Consider the following 21,099-nt stretch of genomic DNA (forward strand, 5'->3'; position numbering starts at 1 on the left):
TTCGGTTAGGGCGACGAGTTCAAGGCAGGCGTCCGACCCGCCGCGCGTGCCGACGCCGAGCTTGGCGGTTCGATCGATGGCGAGGATGGCTCGGCTAGCGCCGCCCGGTACCCGACTGGTGTATGGATCAGAAGGACCGACGGCATCAGCCGTGCCAGCGCGACAGCAATCGCTGTTGCCCGGTCTTGGGATGATGGACCCGACGCGCCGAGATGACTGTGCCAAGTACCAAGGCAGTAGAGGCTGTAATTGCAACGTTCTGCGTAGGCAGTCAGGGTGGCGCGCGCGCCAGCGGTGCCGAGTACGAACTCGGTCGCCGAACGGCTGCTGTCTTCTGGCGCCGGCAAGACATCGACAACGTGGAAGGTCTGAGCGGCCTCCGAGAAGCGGCCGACCAAGATGCCGCCCGTCTCAACAGTTGGCCACCGAGCGACCTCGTCGAGGATCTTTCGGTGTGCTCGGTCGGCGATCCGGACACGCCAGGATGGCGCCTCGTCCACGATGAGCGAGACCCAGGGGGCCACCTCATGTATGCGCCACGACAGGCTCATGCCATCGTCGGCAACGTTTCCGAGGAGAACGCGACCGCCGCCGGCCAGCATCCCGGTCCGCCGCAGAGCCACCAGCGCTTCGGCCATCGGCGCCGCCAGCATCGATATCTGCGCGTCGGACATCACCATCGTCGCCGACCCGCACCCTTCACCGATGACTTGCCGCCGGAGCGCGTCGTCACCGGCGAACACCAAGTCGCGCAGGGTGGCGTCCTCGCGCATCAGGGCGTAGGATTCTGTGATCAGATCACCGGTGTTCGGATTGCGGGCCGGTCCCTCGACCGACAGCAGGCCGATCCGACCATCGGCAAACAGCGAGGTTTCGATCACGCGCGGAATCGTTATTCCCGGCGGCACCGAGGCCAGCGCCTCCCGCACCGCGAGCGACGCCGTCGAATTGATGATCGCCCAACTCTTCTTCGGCAGCAGGCATTTTGCGCGATCGGCGTCGCGCGTGACACCGATGATATCCTCGACATGGGCTTCGGCCGCCTGGCCGAGTCCTTTGATCGCCGTGGCAAGCGCTGATGCCTTCGATTCGATCCAGGAAATCTGCATCGTGCCGGGACTCGGCACCAGCGCATGCCGCGCCGCGTTGTGCGGGCTCAGACTAGCTCGGTCGACCACCGCGCTCGGCGCCCAGCCCGAGCGCGCCAGGTGCAAGGCGATCTTCGATCCGAGGCTGCCGGCACCGACCTGAATCCAGGGCTGCGTCTCTTCCGCGGTGTCGCCGCCGGACATGCTCCGCAAGAGAGGGGCAGCGATGGCGTGACGATGGCCGGCGGGACGCACGCGTGTTCGATCTCCCTCGGGAAACAGCCGCGGCGCGCCGATCTCGACCAGATAGGGGCAGAGTTCCAGCGCGCTGCTGCTGCCGATTACGTGAAATGGCCGCCGGGCGCAAAGGACGATAGCGATCGGCCAGAGACTTGCCGCCTGGTAGGTCGCAAAACATCGCTCGAGCCAGCCTAGCGCGGCTCGCAGCGGAGCTACGCACCCATAGTCGGCCGCGCGCGCCATCAGGCCGCCGAAGTCGGTCACGGTTTCCGGACGGTACCGATCGGCGATGATGGGCTGACCCGAGGGCTGCTTGCCCGGCCACACGAAGATCACCAAACTGCGCCCGACCGCGGCGTCGAGTTCCTTGCGCGATCCCCGCTCTCCGAACAGATCGCCAACAGACTTGGGGTTGACCTTCAGAGGTTCTCGGCCGACCTCGCCGTGGAAGGCGATTTCACCGCCGCCGATGGGGTAGCGGAAATAGTCGAATCGGAAGATGGCGGAGCCCTCCTGGCGCGACACCAGGGACCGCAAATGCGCGGCATCGGCGACGATGAAATCATCCAGGCTGTCGCGGCGCACCGGCTCCCAGCCCTGCCGCGGGTCGATCAGCCGCCCCAATGCCGCATTCTCCAACCAGAGCACGAGCTGGTTCAGAATTCCGGCGAGGCCTTGCTGTTGCAGCAGCTCGGCGAGGCTCCCATCGTAAATGCAGGGCACCGGCCGCTCGTTGGCCGAGCCGGGGTTCACGTGCGCCAGCGAGCGGTCGAAATCTGCGCGCAGATAGATTTGCGGTGGCTTCAGCGGGAACGCGGCCGGGAAGATGAGAGTCACTGGCTCAACGGCCCGCACGCCATTGGGGCTGATCCCATCAGCCATCCACGCGTTCGGCAGCCCAAGCCGCACCGCCAAATCTACGGCCGCCGCATGGGTTTCCGGATCGACAACGCTGGCAAGGATGCCTTCGACCGCCGGGTGCGCGGTGACGAGGCGCAGCGCCCTTGAGATCGTCTCGATTGCGACTGCCGTGCGCTCGTCCACCCTAAACGCCCCTCAGCCGTGGGCGAGGGGCTGGCGGCCGATCACACCGGCGCCGACGATTGCCGCCGCCGTCATGGCTTTCGTCTTGAGGCGGGGGCCGTTCTGTCCGATCTCGAACTCCACCGTGTCGGGCTTGCTCTCGGGCTCGCCGACGCATTTGAACGAGCCGCCGGCGTCATTGGCGATGTCCTGGTACTCGCGTTTCGCCCGGATGCAGGGCGGGTCGTTGTCATCGTCCTTGATCGCATTGCTGCTCGCCACGATCACCGCGCCCTTGTGAGCCTGCGACAACGCGCTACGGGCATCCTCGCAGACCTCGGCGTCCTTCCCCTTCTCGCTCCAGCTATCGTACGAAAGGGAATGCCAGGAACAGTGATGCGGGGTCTGAAGGATGTCGTAGGTCAGCCAATCCGCGCGCCCGGAATGCCGCTGCCAGAGCCGCTCCCAGATCGCAACCTCGGCATCGCCACCGGTCAGGAAGCGGCCGGCGTCTGCTTGACCATCGCCCGCAAGCGAGAAGTTGAGGATCGTGCTCGAGTGGTTCTTCGAGCGCATCTCCTCTTCGTCCGCGTCGTCACTCTTCGGCTGTGGCGCCAACAGCCGCGCCGACATGGACGAGTCGTACTGGCCATTCACCTTGGAGAAGACCTCGTCGACCTTGACGAGAATCGTCATCAGATCATCAGTCTTGCCGTCCTGGTCCTCGCCGAGGATCAGGATGCGATCACCGTCCGACACGCTGCCACCGGTGTCGCGGAACCGCTTTACGCGGCGGCGCGCCTCACTATTGAAGGCCGCCGCATCGTCGCAGAGCACATGGTCGCGCGAAGCGCGGCGAAATACCATGGGCGAGGACCAGATCTCGCGGATGAAGATCTTGTCGGTCGATTTCGACCAATCCGCCGGCGCCCCAAGGTGGAAGTGGTTCTGCAGCCCGCTGCAGTGGTCCTTGTCGGGATGGCTGAGCAGGAAAGCATCGACATAAAGCCGTCCCTGGCTATCGCGCTGTAGCCGATCGCGCAGCTTCTGCGCCACGTCCGCCGTGTCATCGTCTGGGTCATCCGCTGCCGCCCGAATGTTCACATCGATCAGCACATTGCGCCCGCTCTCAAGCTCAATGAGCGTCATGTCGCCGTTACCGACCGGGAAAAACGTGATCTTCGCCACCATGCCCTTCATCCTTCTGATGGGGCGGGTGGCGGGTCTTTGCGCCAGCGGCCCGGGATTGCTGTTGGCCCAAGCGTCAGTCCGCCGCAGGGCACAATACCATATCGTGTGGTTCCTGCGGCTTGGCTCTACCGGATGGACCCGAGTTGAGTCGACTTGCGGAACCAAAGTATGCCAAGTCTGAACTTTAATGTGGCGCTGCGGGTTTTGGTTGTCAAGTACCAAAAGTGCGCCTAATCTGAACTTTGGGCCACGAGGAGGTGACACCGTGTCGACAACGCTCGGCGACAAGATCCGGCAACTGCGGAAGCAGAAAGGCTACACCCTTGAAAAACTTGGCGAACTCACCGAATCCAGCAAGAGCTATATCTGGGAACTGGAGAATAAAAATCCGCCGCGGCCCTCGGCCGACAAGATCGCAAAGATTGCTGCCGTACTTGGGGTCACGGCTGACTACCTCGTCGATTCGAGGGAATCGAGCCCAGCCGTGGATGTTGTTGACGATGCCTTTTTTCGTAAATACCGAAACATGGACTCCGACACCAAGGAGAGAATCCGCCGTATGGTCGAGGTCTGGAGTGACGATAAATGAGTCTGCCGTTCGGTCCTGAGCGATGGGCCAACGAGATCACGATGCTCTTGAATCAAGTCCTCGGCGCCGAGCGATTTCCGATCGATGTCGTTGAGCTTGCCCGCGAGTACTCGGCGCAGCGTTTTGCTGGTGATGCGATCTCAATGGTGAAAGGAGCCGATCTGCCCGGCTTCGATGGAGCACTTTACCGTGCACCGGCCGGCAAGTCAGGCTGGGGCATCGTCTACAACAGCGGTATCACCTCGGTCGGACGCATCAACTTCACGCTCGCGCACGAATTCGGGCACTACCTGCTGCACCGCGTCGACCATCCGAACGGGATCCGTTGTGTCGCGCAGGATGTTGTTCGCTGGGATTCGGCCTACGGCCAGATCGAGCATCAGGCCAACCGCTTCGCCGCAAATCTTTTGATGCCGCTCGATGACTTCCGGCGCCAGATCGATCCCCGGGCGAAGATCGAACTAGATATGATTTCACATTGCGCCGACCGCTACCGCGTTTCCCTCATCGCGGCGATTCTGCGCTGGCTCGCCTTCACTGAACGACGCGCCGTTCTCGTGGTCTCGCGCGACGGTTACATCCTTTGGTCGCGCGCTAGCGACTCAGCGCTCAAGACCGGCGCCTTCTTCCGCACCAAGGGCGTGCCCATCGAGATTCCCGCTGCATCTCTCGCCGCAGCTCAGGACCTAATTATCGATGGCCGCACTGGGGTCGACCTTGCGCCCGGCGTGTGGTTCCCCGAGGAGGTTCGTGAAATGACCATTTTTGCCGAGCAGTACGATTTCGCGATCTCGCTGCTGTTGCTTGAGAACCGTGATCGCTACATCTCGCTCGAGGAAGAGCCTCAAGAGGATACCTATGACCGTATCGTCGGCCGCGAGCGGCCGGAATCTTCGCTCGCATGACATCCGATTGAGGGTAACCGGCGACAGGGAGCGGTTGCTTCAGATCGGAGAAAGCCATATGTGACATATCGCTTTCAGTGGGTGTGGTGAAGTGGACGGCGGTCAAGAAAATCGCATTGAACCGGCAATCTGCCTGCCGCCTCGAACCAAAAACGCGAACTGACGGATCATGGTTATCCGTGGATCAATTTGGGTATTTGCGGTTGGCCCATTTTTGAATCGACCTGTCGATCGTCCGGTCTCATGTCGCTGCCTTTAGATCCTCGTGATCGAAGGCGCTGGTCATGCGCTCGACCTCATCCGGGGTGATGCCGAAGCGAGCCGCGGCATCGCGCCAACCCGCGACCGCCGATCCGACCTCTGCCGCTATCGCGCGGGCGTCCTTTTCGGTCATGCCGAACGTCGGGACAATTTCGAAGGCTGTTTCGAGCGACGCCGTTCCATCGATCTCGTCGATCGCAAGGGCATGAATGCGCGGCTTCACGTCGGTCGGCATGGGGTTGAGATCGTAGGCCGGTGCCAACCGCCAGCCTTTCGGGTCGCGAAGGAAGCCGTGGTTGCGCAGATGATCGTCGGTGTTGGAAACCAGCATGTTGAACACGATCCTCCGCCAGAGCTGGCGCAGATCCTCGTTCACCTGTGATCCCTCGCGGCGTAAGAACTCGGCGATCTCGAGATAGCTACGTGTCTCGTTGTCGGAAGCATTGAGAGCGGTGAGCGCCGACATGTAAGGGATGCGCTGGCCTTCCCGCCGGTCGAAGCGCCGGGCCATAAGGACCGGCCTCTTCAATACGAGCTGTAGCCGCCATGGCGAAACCTCCACCCGAGCGGCCTCGGCGAGCGCCATGGTCGCCGCCTCCCAGCGTGTCACTGGCCACTCGTCGTCCTTGCGCGGGAACTTGGCGATCAGCAGGTGACCGTCCTTGTCGCGCACCGAAGCTTTCGGGCGTGCGCCGCCAAGCGACGTGCCGGGGGCCAGGATCAGTTGCAGGTCTTCATCGGTCTCCTTGTCGTCGATGATGCGGTTGGTCGCCGACAGCAGGCGGGGGAGGTCGACGACAGGTGGAACGCGCTTGCCGGTCGAGGTGAGGAAGTCGCCGCCGCCCGCGTCCTTGAATCGAAGCGCGCCGAGCCGGGTTTCGTCGTCGACGAGGGTCAGGAAGTCGACGGCCAGAAGGGTTCTTGGCTGACGGCCCTCCGCGCGGGCGCGCCGGCGCTCGTTGCGGCGCATGAGGGTCTGTCCCCATCGGTCCGGCGCCGGGTCCGTGAAGGCGTTGAACAAGGGACGATCGGTGTGGAACTGCCCTCGTGCGGGAGGGAGGACGGGATCGAGACCGAAGGCATCCCGGCGCGCCAGCCAAGATGGATCATATTCGAAGGACGCCGTTTCCCTGGCCCCGCGCGTGCGCGCCCAGAGCCGCCCCACGGGAACGGTCTCTCGCGCCATGTCCATGAAGACGAGGAGTTCACGTTCCATGGTTGGCGCCCGACGGCTTTAGCCGCGCCGCGCGAATTCGGCGGGGCAGGCGTTCTTCTTCGAGGCTCAGCCCGATTTGATCGCTCGCCGCGTCCGCCAGGTCTCCCAGTCGATCCGCCATTCCAAGGACGAAGAGGACCGAGGCGTAGATGCCTATCGACACGCCGGAATCGCCCTTCTCGACCCGGCCTAGCGTATTGCGGCTGATGAAGGCGCGTTCGGCCATGAGCGCCACGGACAGGCGTCGCCGCCGGCGGGCGGCAGAGATGTCCTGGCCGAGCTTTCTCAGCGCTCGCCGCACGCTCGTCGGCAGGGCCTTCTGGGATCGTGAGGATTTCATGGCTCAAAACATGTGCGTTATTATATGTAAGGCTCAATATATGGTGCAGAGGCCGCGATGTAAAGCCCGCATGACAAGGTACTGCTCCAAATCTGGTGCGAAACGGCATATAATGCACAAAATATAGGGCGTTAATTAAGTTGCGTGGGTTCGGCGTGCGACGTTTCACCCGGCTTATTCGGCAGGGACCCGTTGCTCGGCCTCGGACGCCGCCCGGTTCGGGCTCTCTCCCGCCGCGTCGTTTCGGCTCCTCGCACGTCGCTTCGCGCTCGATTTTCTTCCGAGCATCGCGGCGCCGATCGCGTCCGACACTCGCCCGGCGGCTGATTTCACCGGGTCATTTGCCAGATGCGCATAGCGCGCGGTGGTCTGCACCTGGGTATGCCCGAGCAACTTGCCGATCATCGGCAGCCCCTCTCCCAAGGCGAGGGCACCGCTGGCATAGGAGTGCCGGAGGTCATGAATGCGCACGTCATCGAGGCCGGCTTTGGCTCGGATGCGCCGCCACGGGTGCTGCAGGTCGGTCAGGCGGCTGCCCTGCTTCTTGCCGGTGATGACGTATGGGTTGTCCTCCAGCTTCTCGATACCCTTCAGCACGTCGCGAGCCATCTTTCCGAAGTGCACGATCTTGGCCCCGGTCTTCGAGTCGGGCAGGCGCAGCTCGCGGGCTTTGAGGTCCACATAGTCCCATTTGAGCGTCATGATCTCGCCGAGCCGGCAGCCAGTCAGCATCAGGAGCCGGATGGCATCGACGGCCGACTGGGTTTCGGAGCCGTCCGCCTCGACCTCGCGGAGTACCTTGCCCAGCGCCGCGAACTCATCGGGGCTGAGGAAGCGCTCGCGCCTCTGCTCGGGATATTTCTTCACGTGCAGGCAGGGGTTGCTGCCATCAGGGCGCAAGCCCCATACCTCGGCGAGGTTGAACATCTTCGACAATACGCCAAGGGTGCGGTTGGCCTGATAGGGAATGTGGCTGAAAGAATGATGCAGTTCCGCAACATCGCGGCGCTCGATATCCGTCACCTTGCGGGTGCCGATCTTGGGGTTGATGAACAGCTCAACCGACCGCTTGTATTCCGCCTGGGTGCTTAGTTTGCACCGCACCTCGACATGCTCCTTGAGGAACCGCTCGCCCAGCCCCTTCACGGTCGGTGCCTTGCGCGCCTGATCCTGTTCCTTGGCGGGGTCGCGACCGGCCTTCGCTTCCGAGATGATTTCATGGGCACGCACGCGGGCCTTCTCAGCCGTGATCGGGCCATGGGGGCCGATGGTGATCTTACGCAGCCGTCCCTTCACGCGGCTCATCACGAGATACACCTTCCGGCCTGTCGGCCAGACTCTGACGCCGAAGCCGCGCAGTTCGTCATCCCAATGGATGGTGTCGGTTGAACCAGGCGCGATCTGGTCCACTGTGCGCTTCGTCAATCTCGGCATCGAACCCTCCATCGCCGCGCTTGTGACATTCAACCTGAAAGTCCGCGCAGGTAACACATAGGTAACAGATGAGTGCCAATCGGGTGCGATTTGAGGGTAGCGAGATCGCAGGGCATGTCAATAGAAACCGTTTAGATATAGTATGTTAGGTGTGTTCAGCGAAAATGAGCGAAAATGGTTCGGAGGCGATTTTTCTGACTCATAACCTGAAGGTCACAGGTTCAAATCCTGTCCCCGCAACCAACTTTGTAGACTTGACGGAAAAGTCGCTCTCATCGAGCGGCTTTTTCGTTTTTGCGGCAAGGCTCAGGATGCCCGCGAGGTGACCGTGAAGGTCGATTGCGAGCGTCTCCTTGCCGTCCTTGGTCACGGGGGTCAGGACGACCTTTTCCACGAGCGAGCGGACTACGTCCACGGCCTCGCCTCGACGGCTTTCGTCGCTGAGGGCCTCGTGAAGCTTGGCCACCTGGCTGCGATAAACTTCCGCCATGTTCGGGTGGATAAGGACAGGTTCGTCCTCGCTTTTGCCGAGCTTGGCCTGTAGGTCGGCCTTCTCGTTCTCCAATTCCCACATCCGGTCCTTCACTTTGGCGGCCGGGATGCCGTCGCAAATGGCGTCGATCATCTTGTCCAGCTCGCGGTCGATTTTGGCGAGCCGCGCCGTCATGCCGGTCCGCGCCGCATTGTGTTCCATGCGGAGTTTATTTAGGTGCCGCGTGTACTCCTCGCAGAAGACCGCGAAAAGCTCCGGGTCCATTAGGTGATGGCGGAGGCCGTCCAGTATGGTCGCTTCGATCTCGTCGCGCCGTAGGGTGCGGGTATTGTCGCAAGTCCCCTTGTTCCGAGCAGAGGCGCAGCCTGCCCGGTGCATGTTGAGATTCACGACGCCGCCGCCGCAGACGCCGCACTTAATGAGGCCGGAAAACAGATGGCGCGGACGACGACGGTCCCAGTAGGCCGCTTCCTGCTTGCCGTTCTTGGCTTCGGCCTTCGTGTAAACACGCAGTTCGCCTTGGCGCACTTTCACGCGCTCCCAGAGCTCCTGCTCGACAATCCGAAAATCAGGAACGTCCTGCACAATCCAGTTGGCCTCCGGATTAAGGCGCGAAACGCGCTTTCCGGTCTCCGGGTCCTTGATATAGCGCAGGCGGTTCCACACCAGCCTTCCGATGTAGAGTTCGTTATTCAGAATGCCTGTGCCGCGCTGGCGGTTGCCGTGAATGGTGGACGGCCCCCAGGCTTTGCCGGCGGGAGCGGGCACGTTTTCGGCATTAAGCCGATGCGCGATAGTGCGCGGTGACTCGCCGTTGGCGTATTCCTCAAATATGCGGACGACGGTAGCCGCCTGGGCTTCGTTGACCGTGCGGTCGCCCCGGATCGGCTCGCCCATTTCCGTGAACTTGCGAACGACATCGTAGCCGTAAGAATTGCCGCCGCCGGATTTTCCGGCTTCGACACGGCCGCGTAAGCCTCGCCGCGTCTTGTCGGCAAGGTCCTTAAGGAAGAGCGCGTTCATCGTGCCCTTCAAGCCGATATGAAGATCGTTCACGTCGCCTTCGGCAAGCGTGAGGATCTTCACGCCCGCAAAACTAAGACGCTTGTAAATGCCGGCGATGTCCGCCTGATCGCGGGACAGGCGGTCTAATGCTTCAGCGATGATGACGGAGAAGCGCCCGGCCATAGCGTCTTGAAGCAACATTTGAATGCCGGGACGCAGTAACGTTGCACCGGACTGCCCGTGGTCTGTGTAGCAGTTATAGACCTTACAGCCTTCCTTATCGGCGCGCTCCTGGCAGATGCGGATTTGGTCCTCGATTGAGGCCTCGCGCTGCATGTCCGTTGAATAACGTGCGTAGATGGCAACTTGCGTCATGAATCCGTCTCCATCTGCCCCTGGTCATCCGTCCGGGGTGCTGCCGACTGATCGCGCGACTGCGATTGAAGGTCTCTATAATCACGTTCGGCGGCCCGGCGGGCAAGATATTTGACCAACGCCACAAGGCGCGGGTCGGAGCCATTAGCCCTTTCCTGAATCTTTGCCTTGGGTTGCGCGTGATTTGTCATTGCCCTTGAGCCCAGTTGATAGCGGCCTCTAAGGGCAAAATAGGCCGCTCTGAGACCCCTAATCCTCGCCAGTTCCTCGCGATGGGGAGGGACGGGATTCACCACCAAAGCAGGCCGTGGTCGTGGCCTTCGTCTGTCGGCCACCGTCGCCCCTTTTTGTGAGGGCAACGGATGGCTCCAGACGAAGCATGCCGGTTTATCGGCCAAGCTTCGGGCCGTGGTGACATACGCGGCGAACGTGGATGGCTCGGGCGATATTTTCCAAGCTTGCGAGAGCGTCCTCGTATTCGGATGAACCGGGAGCATGTTTTCGCAGCTCCTGCTGAACGGCGTAATACAGCGCATGAAGTTTTTCGAGGGAGAAGGTTTGCAGTTCGACTGCTGAGTAGGTTCCAGACATTTTTTTACTCCTTATGTCCTTGGCCTCTTTCGCCACCGTGGCTGTTGAGGCCTTTCATGCGTCCCCCAGTCACAATCATCAGCAGGGAAAGGCCGCTGACGGACCGGAGGCGGCAGGGGCAAAAAGGCGTCAGGAGAAAAAATGGATTAGGAAGCCGCGCAGGCGGTCGAAGTCTGGAAACGTCCCGGAAAACAACGCGCGGAATTGCCGAAGCGGGGCCGGGAAATTCCGGCAAGTACGAGGAACGCGCGAGGAAAGCCCATCGCCCGCGCTCCTATGGTCTGCGCCGTTAGCAACACGGCGCGAAAGGACAAAGGCCATGGAACGGAAAGTGACACTCGAACTCTCGTTTAGCGACGAGCAGTACGAAACCCTCAAGACGACGGCAGAGCGGCAGTATCAGTGCTCGGTCGAAAAGTTTCTGGAAATCACCCTCGACTGCGAACTGGTCACGCTTTGGACCGACTTCGATCCAGTGTTCTCCGAGGAAGAGCTCCGCGAATTCAAGAACCAATACGGTCACGAAGATTGGTTCGAGGACTTTGACCCAGAAATGCCGCTTTAGCAGGTAGGAGGCTTTCATGAGCCATTTTCGCCATCCCAAAACCACCAATGAAAAGCGTGCCAATGCGGCATTCAAGGTGGACAAAGAGCTCTACGACTTCCGTGTGAAAACACGCCTTCGTAATCGTAATACCCGCAGCCGGCTCGCCGACCTCTATGACGACATGGTGCCGGCGGCCCGCTACGACAGGTCTCGCGGTAAACCCACCCACTCTCTGGCTCGGAAGGCCAAGCAACGTGAGGAAGGCCGCCTTTGGGCGGCCTAACTTACGGATATATACATTAAAGGTTGTATTTCTCTATTCCGCTTAAGTGACGTGTTGAGGCGTGAATTCGATCAATCTCCCGGTAAATAAGGCGTTCCGAGGACTCATTAAGACCTTATTAATACAACCTGTGGTATTATGAAAAGAAATAGAGGATACAACCTAATGAGAGTGAAGTTTCAGGGCATCTACACCACTGAAGAATTTTTCCAGGCAATGTGGGAGCTAAAAGAGCGCTTCGACGAACACGGTATCAAGCACGTCCGCAACGCCAGTCTTTATTACCAGCCGGTCGATGAGTTCGACGACCCGGTCACGCCGCGTCATCGCAACGGCGATCCGATAGAGGGATGGTGCAACAAGGGGCCGTATAAAAGCGCCGCCCAGGACTTCGGTCTGTAGGAGGGCGAGATGGAGCGGCCCTGTTTCATCGATCTCGAACAGGCCCGCCAGGTTCTCGCCGACATGGGCGTTGAACTGAATTCCCGTCAGATGAAGCGCGCAGCAGAGACTGATGCGCATGGACGCCGCAAGCTTCCATTCTTTGTCGATCCCATCGATGGACGACTGAAAATCGACAAAGGAATCCTCACTGGCATTTACATGCAGCGTCAAAAGGAAGCGCGGGAAAACATCCGTGATGAGTTCAATAAAAGTTGAAAAAAACCAATAGCTTGCTATTGTATGAGTGATGTCCGATATACGAAAGAGAACAGGTACAACAGGTACAACCTATCAAGTTCGATACCCCAGCAAGACCACCAAGTCAGGCTACGCTTACGCGACCTTCAATACGCTCAAAGAAGCCCGCGCTTTTGTCGAAAGCGGTAGAGCGCAAGACCAAAGTAGCGGCCTCGACCTCACAATCCGGCGCATTCCCGACGCCGTCGATAAATGGCTCAAAATCTGTGAGAAGGAGGGCACGGACCGCAACGAGCCGGTCACCAGTTACACCCTCAAATCATATGAATACTTCGCCGACTTTATGAAGGCTTACGATTGGCCGAAGGAGCTTCAACAGCTCACGTCTCCCGACGTTGTCGAGTTTCGCTCGTGGCTCCTGGAGCATTGCCCGTCGCGCTACACCGCCCGCAAGGCGCTTAGCTATTTTCATAGCGTGTTGAACGAGATGTCCCTGCGTGGCCACATCGCATCCAATCCGGCCAATAGCATCAGTATCCGCGCTGACTCCCGATATGACGAACCAATCGTCATTCCGACGCGGCAGGATGTCGTAGCACTCCTACGCGCCGCAGACGACATGGCCAATTCCAAGAATGCGTTAGTTGCGAAAACGTGGGAGCGCTATCGACCTGTCCTCTATCTGGCTGCCGATTCAGGAATGCGGCCGCAGGAATATCTCGCGCTCGCCAAGACCGCCATTCGCGAAAACGGCGTTCAAATCGACCGAGCGATTGAGGGCGGCAGCAAAAAGATTTCGGTGACGAAGACGCCGGCAGGACGGCGCTTCATCGAGCTCAGCACCGATACACTCAGTATGGTGCGCTACTATGCCGACGAACTCGCGGCCAAGAACGACTATGACCTCGTCTTTCCCACCGCAAACGGCAAATGGCAGTGCCCGCGCAACTGGCGCAAGCGTGGCTTCAATGCAGTTTGCATGAAGGCCGGTCTCATCGAAACAGTGAAGGTTGGAGGCGAAGTTATCGAGCGCCCGAAATATCGTCCCTATGACTTACGGCACTTCTACGCCTCGATGCTCTTTGAAAAGAAAACGAATCTGAAAAAGATTCAGACCCTCATGGGGCATACGAACATCACGACGACACTCAACGTTTATGGTCACCTCATTGAAGGCGTTTACGACGATGAGAAAGTCGATACCGGCATACTTGGCCAAATGGGCCTAATTTCTTGTGGCAAATCTGTGGCGCGTCCCCTGCAAGCCGCAGAATAGCTGGGGTTTTTTCCTGCATGGGGTGCAAGGGATCGCAAGTTCGAATCTTGTCACTCCGACCATAACTAAATCAGTCACTTAGCGGAAATTATTGGAAAGAAATCGGCCCTTCGGGGCCGTTTTTGCCACAAAAATCCTGACCGCGCTAACCCGCATGAATCCGCCATTCTCTTCTTCGATCCGTTTCGGCTTGTGGCAAATCTGTGGCGCGAGACTGCGACCCCTTGCATCACATGCCATAGCCATTCCGCGCGTTTTCGCTTGAGCGAAACGTCGGCCGCTTGATGCCCTGTGGCAACGTGAGTCCTGTTCTTCATCTCCTGTTTGGCTTTCCTCAATTTAAGCGCTTCTCCTAGCCAGACGCGCCGTCTGGTCAATGCCCGGCCCGCACCACTCCCGCTTTAGGCGAGACCGTGTTGGGCATGACCCTCCGTCTCCTCCGTCTGGCGATCCGTTTCCGCGCTTGAGGAAACCCAATCGACAGGAGACGGAACATGACACTCAACAATTCCAATCGGCAGGACGTTTACGCCCGCGTCACGAACAAGATCATCGCGGAACTCGAAAATGGCGTGCGACCGTGGATCAAGCCCTGGAGCGCAGACCACGCCGCAGGAAAAATCACGCGCCCGCTTCGCCACAACGGCCAGCCTTATTCCGGCATCAACATCCTGATGCTCTGGGCCGCCGCAATGGAGCAAAGCTATGCTGCGCCAATTTGGATGACCTTCCGCCAGGCGACTGAACTTGGAGCCAATGTCCGCAAGGGCGAAAAAGGTTCCCTTGTCGTTTATGCCAATACGCTCACCCGCACCGAAGAGGGTGACAACGGCGAAGAGACTGAGCGTCAAATCCCGTTCATGAAGGGCTATACCGTGTTCAACGTCGAGCAAATCGACGGCCTGCCTGAGCACTACTACAGCAAGCCAGCGCCTCGTCCTGACTTACCGCTGCGTATTGAACACGCTGAGGGCTACTTTGCGGCTCTGAAGGCCGACATCCGCCACGGCGGCAATCGTGCCTACTACTCCATTAGCACCGACCATGTGCAAATGCCGTTCTTTGAGACGTTCCGCGATGCCGAGAGCTACTACGCCACACTCGCCCACGAAATGACGCACTGGACCCGCCATAAGGCGCGTCTCGACCGCAGTTTCGGTCGCAAGAGCTGGGGCGACGAAGGCTACGCGCGCGAAGAACTCGTTGCCGAACTCGGTTCCGCGTTCCTCTGTGCCGACCTCGATCTCACGCCGGAAATTCGCGATGACCACGCGTCCTATATCGCGAGTTGGCTTGAAGTGCTGAAGAACGATAAGCGCGCGATATTCTCCGCTGCTGCTCATGCCCAGCGTGCCGTCGATTACCTGCATAAATCCCATTCATCCATAGACGAGGAGGCAGCGGCTTAGTGCCGCTGCTTTCCTTCAATTCTGCGCGTCAATTTTCTTGACGGATGTGCTCTCGCCACGTTTGGATGGCGGCCATGAAAATCCTGTTCGTCTGCACCGCCAACAAGCTCCGCAGCCCAACCGCCGAAGCTGTGTTTGCTGAGTATCCCGGACTTGAGGTGCGCTCGGCAGGGCTTGACCCACAGGCCCCAAAACCGCTGACCGCCGAACTGGTTGCCTGGGCCGACCGGCTGCTTGTCATGGAGCAGCGACATCGTGATGTCGTTCGTAAGCGCTTCCGGCAGGAGCTCGACGCGCGGCCGGTCATAGTGCTCGGCATCCCCGATGATTATGAGTTCATGCAGGAGGAGCTGGTCACCCTTCTGAAGGAGCGCGTGCCGCAGTTTCTCGATTGACTTCGATAACATGCTTTCCCAAAAAAACCGGGACAGGGAGATTTTAGCTTCCCTGTCCCGGCTTCATTTCGAACTAACGCGCGCCGTTTAGGTGTCTGCTCCATTCGTCCTCATCGAAAGCCGAGAGGCCGGGCGGATCAGGTAGTTTCGCCGCTAGCGGTGCGGGTGCCGGCCCGTCCGCCTGCAAAGCCGGGGGCTTAGTGTTTGCCATACTGGTCTGGCCTGCCTTCGTCTGCTCCAGTGCAAGCAGCACCTTACGCACCTGCCCGAACGACATACCGTCAACATCCGGGTCGGTCGGCGGTGGTTCTGCCTCAGCATGATAGAGAAGCATCAGCAGCAGAACGAGTACCACCGGCATCAGATCAAGACCAACACCACCCGCCCAGTACGGCAGCAATTCATCGGCATAAAGTACGACCGCTTTTGACGGAGCTAAACGTTCAAAAGCGAGCGGCTCTGTGCTTGCGGCTTTTCCCAGTTCGGCCGCCGTTGCCGCAATTCTGTCGCCAGTACCTGACAGATCGCTCGCCAGGCGTTGCAGCGCGTCGCCTTGCGCCGTGGCTACGCTCTTGTTGTTCGACATCGAGTTGAATAACCCTGTGCCACCGGACAAGCTGCGAACTGAGCGGGAAACAACAGAAGCCAGTTCGCCGCCATTCAACGTGCCGACAATTTTCGCCACCTTGGCGGCTTCGGCGGCAAAGGCCGTATAGCGTTCAGCGATAGCTCCTTCCGTCGTGACAAGCGATGCCATTGCCGTTATCGCCGCTTGGCCCTGCGTATACAGACCCTCGACCTGGCCATTACGGCTCTTGATCATTGCTGAAAGATCAGACAGCGCCTTGCGCGAGGTCTGAAGGCTGTCGGCAACGCCGCCCGCACCAGCAACGCCTGTCAAAGTGCCCTGACGGGCCTCGCGGTCAGCAAGATTTCCGTAGCGAACTGCCGCTATGTCGAGGTCTGCCGCAAGAGACTCTATGCCTTTTGCCTGCTGATAGGCTGTTTGCAGGGCGGTTTCATAGTCCTTGATGCTGTCGCGCATGTGGGCCGTGAGTGCGCCGGCACCGGCCAACGCCATCACGTTCATCCAACAGCTCAGGCACAGGATGAACATACCGCCCAGGCCGATGATACCCATGCCGAGCCAGCGGTTTCTGGCCGTCCTCATGGTTGGCACGATGCCCATTACATAGCGCCAGAACACAAAGATCATTGACGACACGCCCAAGGAGAACACAGCGGCCGAAACGCTGAAGCCGCCTTGAGTGCTGGATGAATCAAGAACCATGACCGCGCCCTCATAGGTGAAGTAGGCGCTGACGCTGCTTAAGATGAACAACACGGTGTCCGTTACCTTGCGATTGTTGCGCAGAAAAGTTTCGATGGAGTAGTTCATGGTGACCTGCCTTTCAGCCCGGCCATTCCGAGCATGAAGAGCAGGCTACGGAGGATTCGCCGCGCTCTTCCTCGCACGTTCCTCGTGCAAAAAAGAGAGGCGGAGGACATTTCTATCCTCCGCCTTCCTCGAAGAGGCCGACCAGATGGTCAAAAGTATCGATTGCGATAATCTACAAGTCTGCGCAAGGCCAACTGCGCTCGGTCCCAGGAGTCAAATCTGGGAATGAGATTAATGCCAATGAAGCCTGAATTCGAAGCATCGCAATAATCTATTGAGCTTGCCCGATAGGTCTTTCGACATCCCGGACAATAGTGCTCTAACGCGCCGGTCGTCATGCACGACTGGAAACCGCATTTGTCACACTGAAAAATAGTCGTGTTGTCACAATAGGCGCAGCGGAGAGAGTCTGGTTCGCCTTTGAAAGGGACATCTATTCGCGCTTCCCGATCCTTTTTCTTGCGCCGTTTCAGCAAGAATTCATGATACCGAAACGGCAATTTCTCAACGCTCGTGACAAGTGCGGAATCATTCGTCACGCGAATGTTGCGAATGAACGAATAGTCGGCGACCCGGCTGCACAAGATGATTTGTTTGAGGTCTTTCATGACATTTTCTCCTGCTACATCGGAATCCGGCCAGCAGACTTGCTCCGGTATTGAAAGCGCGGGTCTACGACCGGACCGTTGCCCGCCCCAGTGCGGCCCTTCATAATTTGAATGGCGGCATTTATGGCATTGGCGATCGCTTGGGCATCCTTCAGCCCGTAGATGCTTCCAAGGGCCTGTGGGCCAAGTACGGTCTCCAGCACGAGGTCCATGCAGTAGGGCGAGAAATATTCCGGGTTTTTCTTTTTGCGCTTGTCGCGAAACTCTTTGTCCACACGTTGTTGGTCCACACGGTAGAGATGGACGCCAACTACGGTGTTCATGTCATAGTCGTAAGTGCCATCGGGGCGCTTGACCGTCAGTGCTTTCGACGTGACCGTCAGCACCCGCGTCTCGCGGACGAGCCATTTGATGATCCAGTCCAAAATGGGTGCGATGATGAAAGCGGAACTAAAGACCCAGTACCCAGCTCCTGGAACGTGCGGGTCCAGAACGTTGAAAGCAATCAATCCGCAGATCAGTAAGCCAACAGCGCAGATCGTGGTATACAGCTCGTAGTTTGTTTTGCTCTCAAAAGAGTCCGCCGTCGCATCGACAACCAGGTGAGACAGGCGACCGTCTCCCCAGAACCAGCTTGAGATGTACTCGTTTCGGCCTACTTGCGGGGGCAGTTGCTCATATTTGACTTTCTTTCGGCGGAACAATTTCATGTCGTCATGCCTCCGGTCAGGGGTTATTCTTTCCGGGGTATTGTCGACGATGGGGTAAGGGGCGTTCCGCGTGGATTCCTCGCGTGCAGATCAGCAGGTCCTGGACGGCTTCCGGCCGTGGCAAATTCAGCGGCTACGAACGCGGTTGAGCCACTACCGCGCCAGCAAGCGGCACGGTTGGGAGCGCATCGCGACCGACATTCTGTTGGACGAAAAGCTGCCCACCTCTTATGTCGATACCGAAGACGTGCGTCGGTTTTCGGAATCGCTTCGAAGGTTCGACAGCGGGTCCCAGACCCCAAGCGCGGAGCGGTTGAATGCCGTCAAGACTTTTCTGATAGGTCAGGGGCTACTTCGGCCTGAAGAAATGGAGGAGAAGGGCGACGCGAACGCCGCGCCTCTCGCTTTTACCGAATTCGCTGCAAGAGGCGTTCCGGGGTACAAGGCTATACAAGCGCAATTCACCAGAGACCTTCCGGGAACGTATTTTTGGACGGAGCGCGAAGAAGGCCGCTTTTCTGTCAAAGAACTGGTGCTGTCACAGGACGGTACGATATTGACTGTCAGTCTTAGCGATACAATTTATGCCGACCCGAAGGGCCAGCTTACGGCGGCGCAAAACAGAAACCGGCGCTCAAGAGCAGCCATTAGCGAATTTAACTGGTCGGGCTGGGCGGCGATATTTTCTGAGCGGCAGGTCGTTTTTATGTTGCGTGACGCACATTATAATTCACCCGGCACCTGCTACCTGCTCTATGCCATAGAAAAGCATGAAGGAGACGGGAAGGAGGCCCGCAAACTGCTCTTGTTGCCGTATTCGGGAAAGCAGACATTCACGAACTTTGACGCCATTGCATTTCCGTCTCAGCACAGGTCGTCTATTTCAGTCACTGACCTCTTCAAGACGGCCATACCGCGCGGTTTCACAATTTATAGCAGGGAGAACGCAGATGGCCGGTAATGACCCCATCGATAATGCGTCGCCCGAAAGCGCGACACTTCGAGAAGATATTCAGATCGGCTCCGGCTTTCGCCCGGTGCGCGATCCAATCCAGAAATTTTTCACGGCAGTTGTTTTGGGGGACATGAAAGCACTCCAGAACGAATACGCAGATATGGGCGACAATATAAACATCAAGGAGTCGGAAACGAAATCGACCGCGCTACACTACGGTGCGGCGTATCGGTCGCGCCCCGTCATAAAGTGGCTCATCCGATTTAAGGAACTCGATTATCTGGTGCGCGATTACAAGGGTCGCTTACCGTCCGTTCTTGCTTATGAAGTGGCAAACGATCCTGCACTTGGTCGGTTTCTCGCCAAGAAGGAAAACGAGCAGGCGCGGGCGCGCGGCATCGACATCCGCACACTTTTTGCCCCGTCGCCGAACTAATCGTATTTGCCCGCAAACCACTTAAATCCAGCACTTGCCGGGTCGAAATAGCGCACGCGTTGCAAAACCATCGGCGCAACATCCGGCCATATAACGAGTTCGCGACGCATTGAATCGGTGCGCGCGAAGTACATCATGAGTTCATCCGGCGTCATTAGGCGATGCATTTCCTTCCCGAAGACCTGCACGGCGTTGCCATCACGCATTTCTGTACGGCTCGTATCGACCGGCGTACGGCCCAGACGCCGGGATAAATACTCAGCCGTCGTCCAGTCATTTATAGCGAAAGCCTGTACGATACCCGCATTGGCCATGAAGGTTTCCCAGCGATTGCCATAAAGGTCCTTGAGCTGGTTGAAGTCCTGCACAATCGTCCAAAGCTTGATGTGATAGGGATCGCCCGCGACGAGACCCGCCGCCGTCTGGATAATGTTTAATTTGCCGATTGCGGCTGCAAATTCGTCCAGGGCAACGAGCACCTGGACGCCGGTTGCGGGCACGCCGCGCACCTTTTCCATCTCGCCGAAGAATTGGTTGATCATCAGTCGGAACCAGCGATGGCAGAGCCCAAGCCGTCCCGACGGCAGGCATAGATATATAGTCACGCCGTTTCGTTTCGTTTTTACATCCCGCAAGGTGAAGCTATGGCCGGATACGACTTTCCGGATGCCGCCATAGGACAGGAAGCGCGTATGCCGTCGCACCGTAGAGAGAACGCTGCCACGTTCGTTGACACCCTTGTCATAGAAGTCCCGCGCCGCGCCTTTGATGGCGCTCGCTATCACGCACCCCGGATCGCGCGCGAACAATAGCTCCGCCGTTTTCATCATTTCGCGGTCGAGCGCGGCAATAGGATCGCCAAAAGCGTCCACTTCACCGGGGAGGGGAGTGAGGGCCTCCTTGATTTTTCCATCGACTGTGATGAGCGTCCGCTGCCCCTTAAATTGTGGAGCAACGGCCACATGTAGAATAAGCCCCTCAATGAAGTTGCGGGCGGACTCATCCCAATGTGGGTCCTTCTCATGGCCTGATGTGGCAACCATCGCCTCGGCAACGCGCCCGCATCCTCAATGATGCTCGCACTGTACGGCGATAGGATGGCCAGGGGATTGAACTGGGCACGCCGCATCGCTGCGTGACCACTCGTAATCTCGAAGGGGTCTAGAACATATACGTCCTGGCCCATTTCCATCCGCCGTCGGGCTGTTCTATTTGCAAGTTCGCCCTTTATGTCCGTGCATATGACGCTGGCGGTTGTGCAGAGGAGATTGGCCGTCAGCATGACCGACTTGCCGGTCTGAGAGCCGGCCACCGTCAATACATGCCGGGGGTCTTCGATACCGATCAGCTTCGGACCAAGGGCTCCCACCAGTATCTTGCCGGCCGGGTTTTGAGGCGCATAAGCCATAGCGTTGCTGGCGACGATGTCCGTCGTTTCCGCCCATGTCGCTTGCGGGGCAGTCTGTTCGCTCATCAGCACTGAATGCGTGCCGCGAGGCAACTCTGACTCAAACGCCGTGACGAATTGTTCCCTGCTCATCGCATAAGACCCTTTTCGAGTGTCCTTGCTTTGTAGCCCGCGCTGTTAGGGACGATCCTCGCTCATTCCTCGCCGTTCGCCGGAAAGTCCGCGCCTATTTCAATGCACTTGAGGTATCGGGTGTTTCTTCCGTCCGCGTCCGTGTCTT

22 protein-coding genes and 1 pseudogene are annotated in these 21,099 nt (G+C 58.8%); 11 read left to right on the forward strand and 12 right to left on the reverse strand.

Annotation, left to right across the window (positions count from 1 at the left end; genetic code table 11):
- Positions 1-5: 5 nt before the first annotated feature.
- Positions 6-2,372, reverse strand: coding sequence for a Mov34/MPN/PAD-1 family protein (locus AB1781_07380; protein ID MEW5704387.1), 2,367 nt, complete (start codon positions 2,370-2,372; stop codon positions 6-8).
- Between the two features lie 12 nt (positions 2,373-2,384).
- Positions 2,385-3,542, reverse strand: coding sequence for a metallohydrolase (locus AB1781_07385; GenBank protein ID MEW5704388.1), 1,158 nt, complete (start codon positions 3,540-3,542; stop codon positions 2,385-2,387).
- A 265-nt stretch (positions 3,543-3,807) separates the two neighbouring features.
- On the opposite strand from AB1781_07385, the gene AB1781_07390 reads away from it, so the two are divergent.
- The gene (locus tag AB1781_07390; protein MEW5704389.1) at positions 3,808-4,131 is read left to right on the forward strand and encodes a helix-turn-helix transcriptional regulator; all 324 of its coding nucleotides are present in this window, start codon (positions 3,808-3,810) and stop codon (positions 4,129-4,131) included.
- The gene (locus AB1781_07395; GenBank protein MEW5704390.1) at positions 4,128-5,036 is read left to right on the forward strand and encodes an ImmA/IrrE family metallo-endopeptidase; all 909 of its coding nucleotides are present in this window, start codon (positions 4,128-4,130) and stop codon (positions 5,034-5,036) included. Before AB1781_07390 ends, AB1781_07395 begins: the two co-directional genes overlap by 4 nt.
- A 241-nt stretch (positions 5,037-5,277) precedes the next feature.
- On the opposite strand, the gene AB1781_07400 is transcribed toward AB1781_07395, so the two are convergent.
- From AB1781_07400 to AB1781_07420, 5 genes are all read right to left on the reverse strand, one after another.
- A complete protein-coding gene (locus AB1781_07400) occupies positions 5,278-6,513 on the reverse strand; it encodes a type II toxin-antitoxin system HipA family toxin (protein MEW5704391.1) in 1,236 nt (411 codons plus the stop codon).
- Positions 6,503-6,853, reverse strand: a complete 351-nt coding sequence (locus AB1781_07405) for a hypothetical protein (protein MEW5704392.1) — start codon at positions 6,851-6,853, stop codon at positions 6,503-6,505. The genes AB1781_07400 and AB1781_07405 overlap by 11 nt, the downstream gene beginning before the upstream one ends.
- Positions 6,854-7,027: 174 nt before the next feature.
- Entirely contained in the window at positions 7,028-8,287 is a 1,260-nt protein-coding gene (locus AB1781_07410; GenBank protein ID MEW5704393.1) for a site-specific integrase, read from the reverse strand.
- Positions 8,288-8,486: 199 nt separating this feature from the next.
- Positions 8,487-10,160, reverse strand: coding sequence for a recombinase family protein (locus AB1781_07415; GenBank protein ID MEW5704394.1), 1,674 nt, complete (start codon positions 10,158-10,160; stop codon positions 8,487-8,489).
- 387 nt (positions 10,161-10,547) lie between these two features.
- A complete protein-coding gene (locus tag AB1781_07420) occupies positions 10,548-10,751 on the reverse strand; it encodes a hypothetical protein (GenBank protein ID MEW5704395.1) in 204 nt (67 codons plus the stop codon).
- A gap of 331 nt (positions 10,752-11,082) precedes the next feature.
- On the opposite strand from AB1781_07420, the gene AB1781_07425 reads away from it, so the two are divergent.
- The 7 genes from AB1781_07425 to AB1781_07455 all read left to right on the forward strand — a co-directional run bounded on the left by AB1781_07425 (position 11,083) and on the right by AB1781_07455 (position 15,303).
- Positions 11,083-11,316 carry a hypothetical protein gene (locus tag AB1781_07425; GenBank protein ID MEW5704396.1) on the forward strand — a complete coding sequence of 78 codons (234 nt, stop codon included), beginning with the start codon at positions 11,083-11,085 and terminating at the stop codon, positions 11,314-11,316.
- Positions 11,317-11,332: 16 nt separating this feature from the next.
- Positions 11,333-11,581: a hypothetical protein gene (locus tag AB1781_07430; GenBank protein ID MEW5704397.1), complete on the forward strand. Its 249-nt coding sequence runs from the start codon at positions 11,333-11,335 to the stop codon at positions 11,579-11,581.
- Positions 11,582-11,746: 165 nt separating this feature from the next.
- A complete protein-coding gene (locus AB1781_07435; protein ID MEW5704398.1) occupies positions 11,747-11,983 on the forward strand; it encodes a hypothetical protein in 237 nt (78 codons plus the stop codon).
- Between the two features lie 9 nt (positions 11,984-11,992).
- Entirely contained in the window at positions 11,993-12,241 is a 249-nt protein-coding gene (locus tag AB1781_07440) for a hypothetical protein (protein ID MEW5704399.1), read from the forward strand.
- Between the two features lie 31 nt (positions 12,242-12,272).
- Positions 12,273-13,499, forward strand: coding sequence for a site-specific integrase (locus AB1781_07445; protein MEW5704400.1), 1,227 nt, complete (start codon positions 12,273-12,275; stop codon positions 13,497-13,499).
- Positions 13,500-13,993: 494 nt separating this feature from the next.
- Positions 13,994-14,908 carry a zincin-like metallopeptidase domain-containing protein gene (locus AB1781_07450; protein ID MEW5704401.1) on the forward strand — a complete coding sequence of 305 codons (915 nt, stop codon included), beginning with the start codon at positions 13,994-13,996 and terminating at the stop codon, positions 14,906-14,908.
- 74 nt (positions 14,909-14,982) lie between these two features.
- A complete protein-coding gene (locus AB1781_07455) occupies positions 14,983-15,303 on the forward strand; it encodes a phosphotyrosine protein phosphatase (protein ID MEW5704402.1) in 321 nt (106 codons plus the stop codon).
- 73 nt (positions 15,304-15,376) lie between these two features.
- On the opposite strand, the gene AB1781_07460 is transcribed toward AB1781_07455, so the two are convergent.
- From AB1781_07460 to AB1781_07470, 3 genes are all read right to left on the reverse strand, one after another.
- On the reverse strand, positions 15,377-16,702 hold the full coding sequence (locus tag AB1781_07460; GenBank protein MEW5704403.1) for a hypothetical protein: 1,326 nt from the start codon (positions 16,700-16,702) through the stop codon (positions 15,377-15,379).
- A gap of 149 nt (positions 16,703-16,851) precedes the next feature.
- On the reverse strand, positions 16,852-17,310 hold the full coding sequence (locus AB1781_07465) for a hypothetical protein (GenBank protein ID MEW5704404.1): 459 nt from the start codon (positions 17,308-17,310) through the stop codon (positions 16,852-16,854).
- A 14-nt stretch (positions 17,311-17,324) separates the two neighbouring features.
- Entirely contained in the window at positions 17,325-18,020 is a 696-nt protein-coding gene (locus AB1781_07470; protein ID MEW5704405.1) for a hypothetical protein, read from the reverse strand.
- Between the two features lie 70 nt (positions 18,021-18,090).
- Here AB1781_07470 and AB1781_07475 point away from each other — a divergent pair, with 70 nt between their 5' ends.
- Positions 18,091-18,981 carry a hypothetical protein gene (locus AB1781_07475; protein ID MEW5704406.1) on the forward strand — a complete coding sequence of 297 codons (891 nt, stop codon included), beginning with the start codon at positions 18,091-18,093 and terminating at the stop codon, positions 18,979-18,981.
- On the forward strand, positions 18,971-19,411 hold the full coding sequence (locus tag AB1781_07480) for a hypothetical protein (GenBank protein MEW5704407.1): 441 nt from the start codon (positions 18,971-18,973) through the stop codon (positions 19,409-19,411). The genes AB1781_07475 and AB1781_07480 overlap by 11 nt, the downstream gene beginning before the upstream one ends.
- Here the strand turns inward: AB1781_07480 and AB1781_07485 are convergent.
- Together AB1781_07485 and AB1781_07490 are read right to left on the reverse strand one after the other, a co-directional pair.
- Positions 19,408-20,454 (reverse strand): type IV secretory system conjugative DNA transfer family protein, encoded by a 1,047-nt coding sequence (locus AB1781_07485; GenBank protein MEW5704408.1) that lies wholly within the window; start codon positions 20,452-20,454, stop codon positions 19,408-19,410. The two genes, AB1781_07480 and AB1781_07485, sit on opposite strands and share 4 nt — an antisense overlap.
- 38 nt (positions 20,455-20,492) lie before the next feature.
- A pseudogene (locus tag AB1781_07490) lies at positions 20,493-20,951 on the reverse strand (type IV secretory system conjugative DNA transfer family protein).
- Positions 20,952-21,099 lie beyond the last annotated feature (148 nt).

The sequence above is a fragment of the Pseudomonadota bacterium genome (assembly GCA_040752895.1).
Taxonomy (GTDB): domain Bacteria; phylum Pseudomonadota; class Alphaproteobacteria.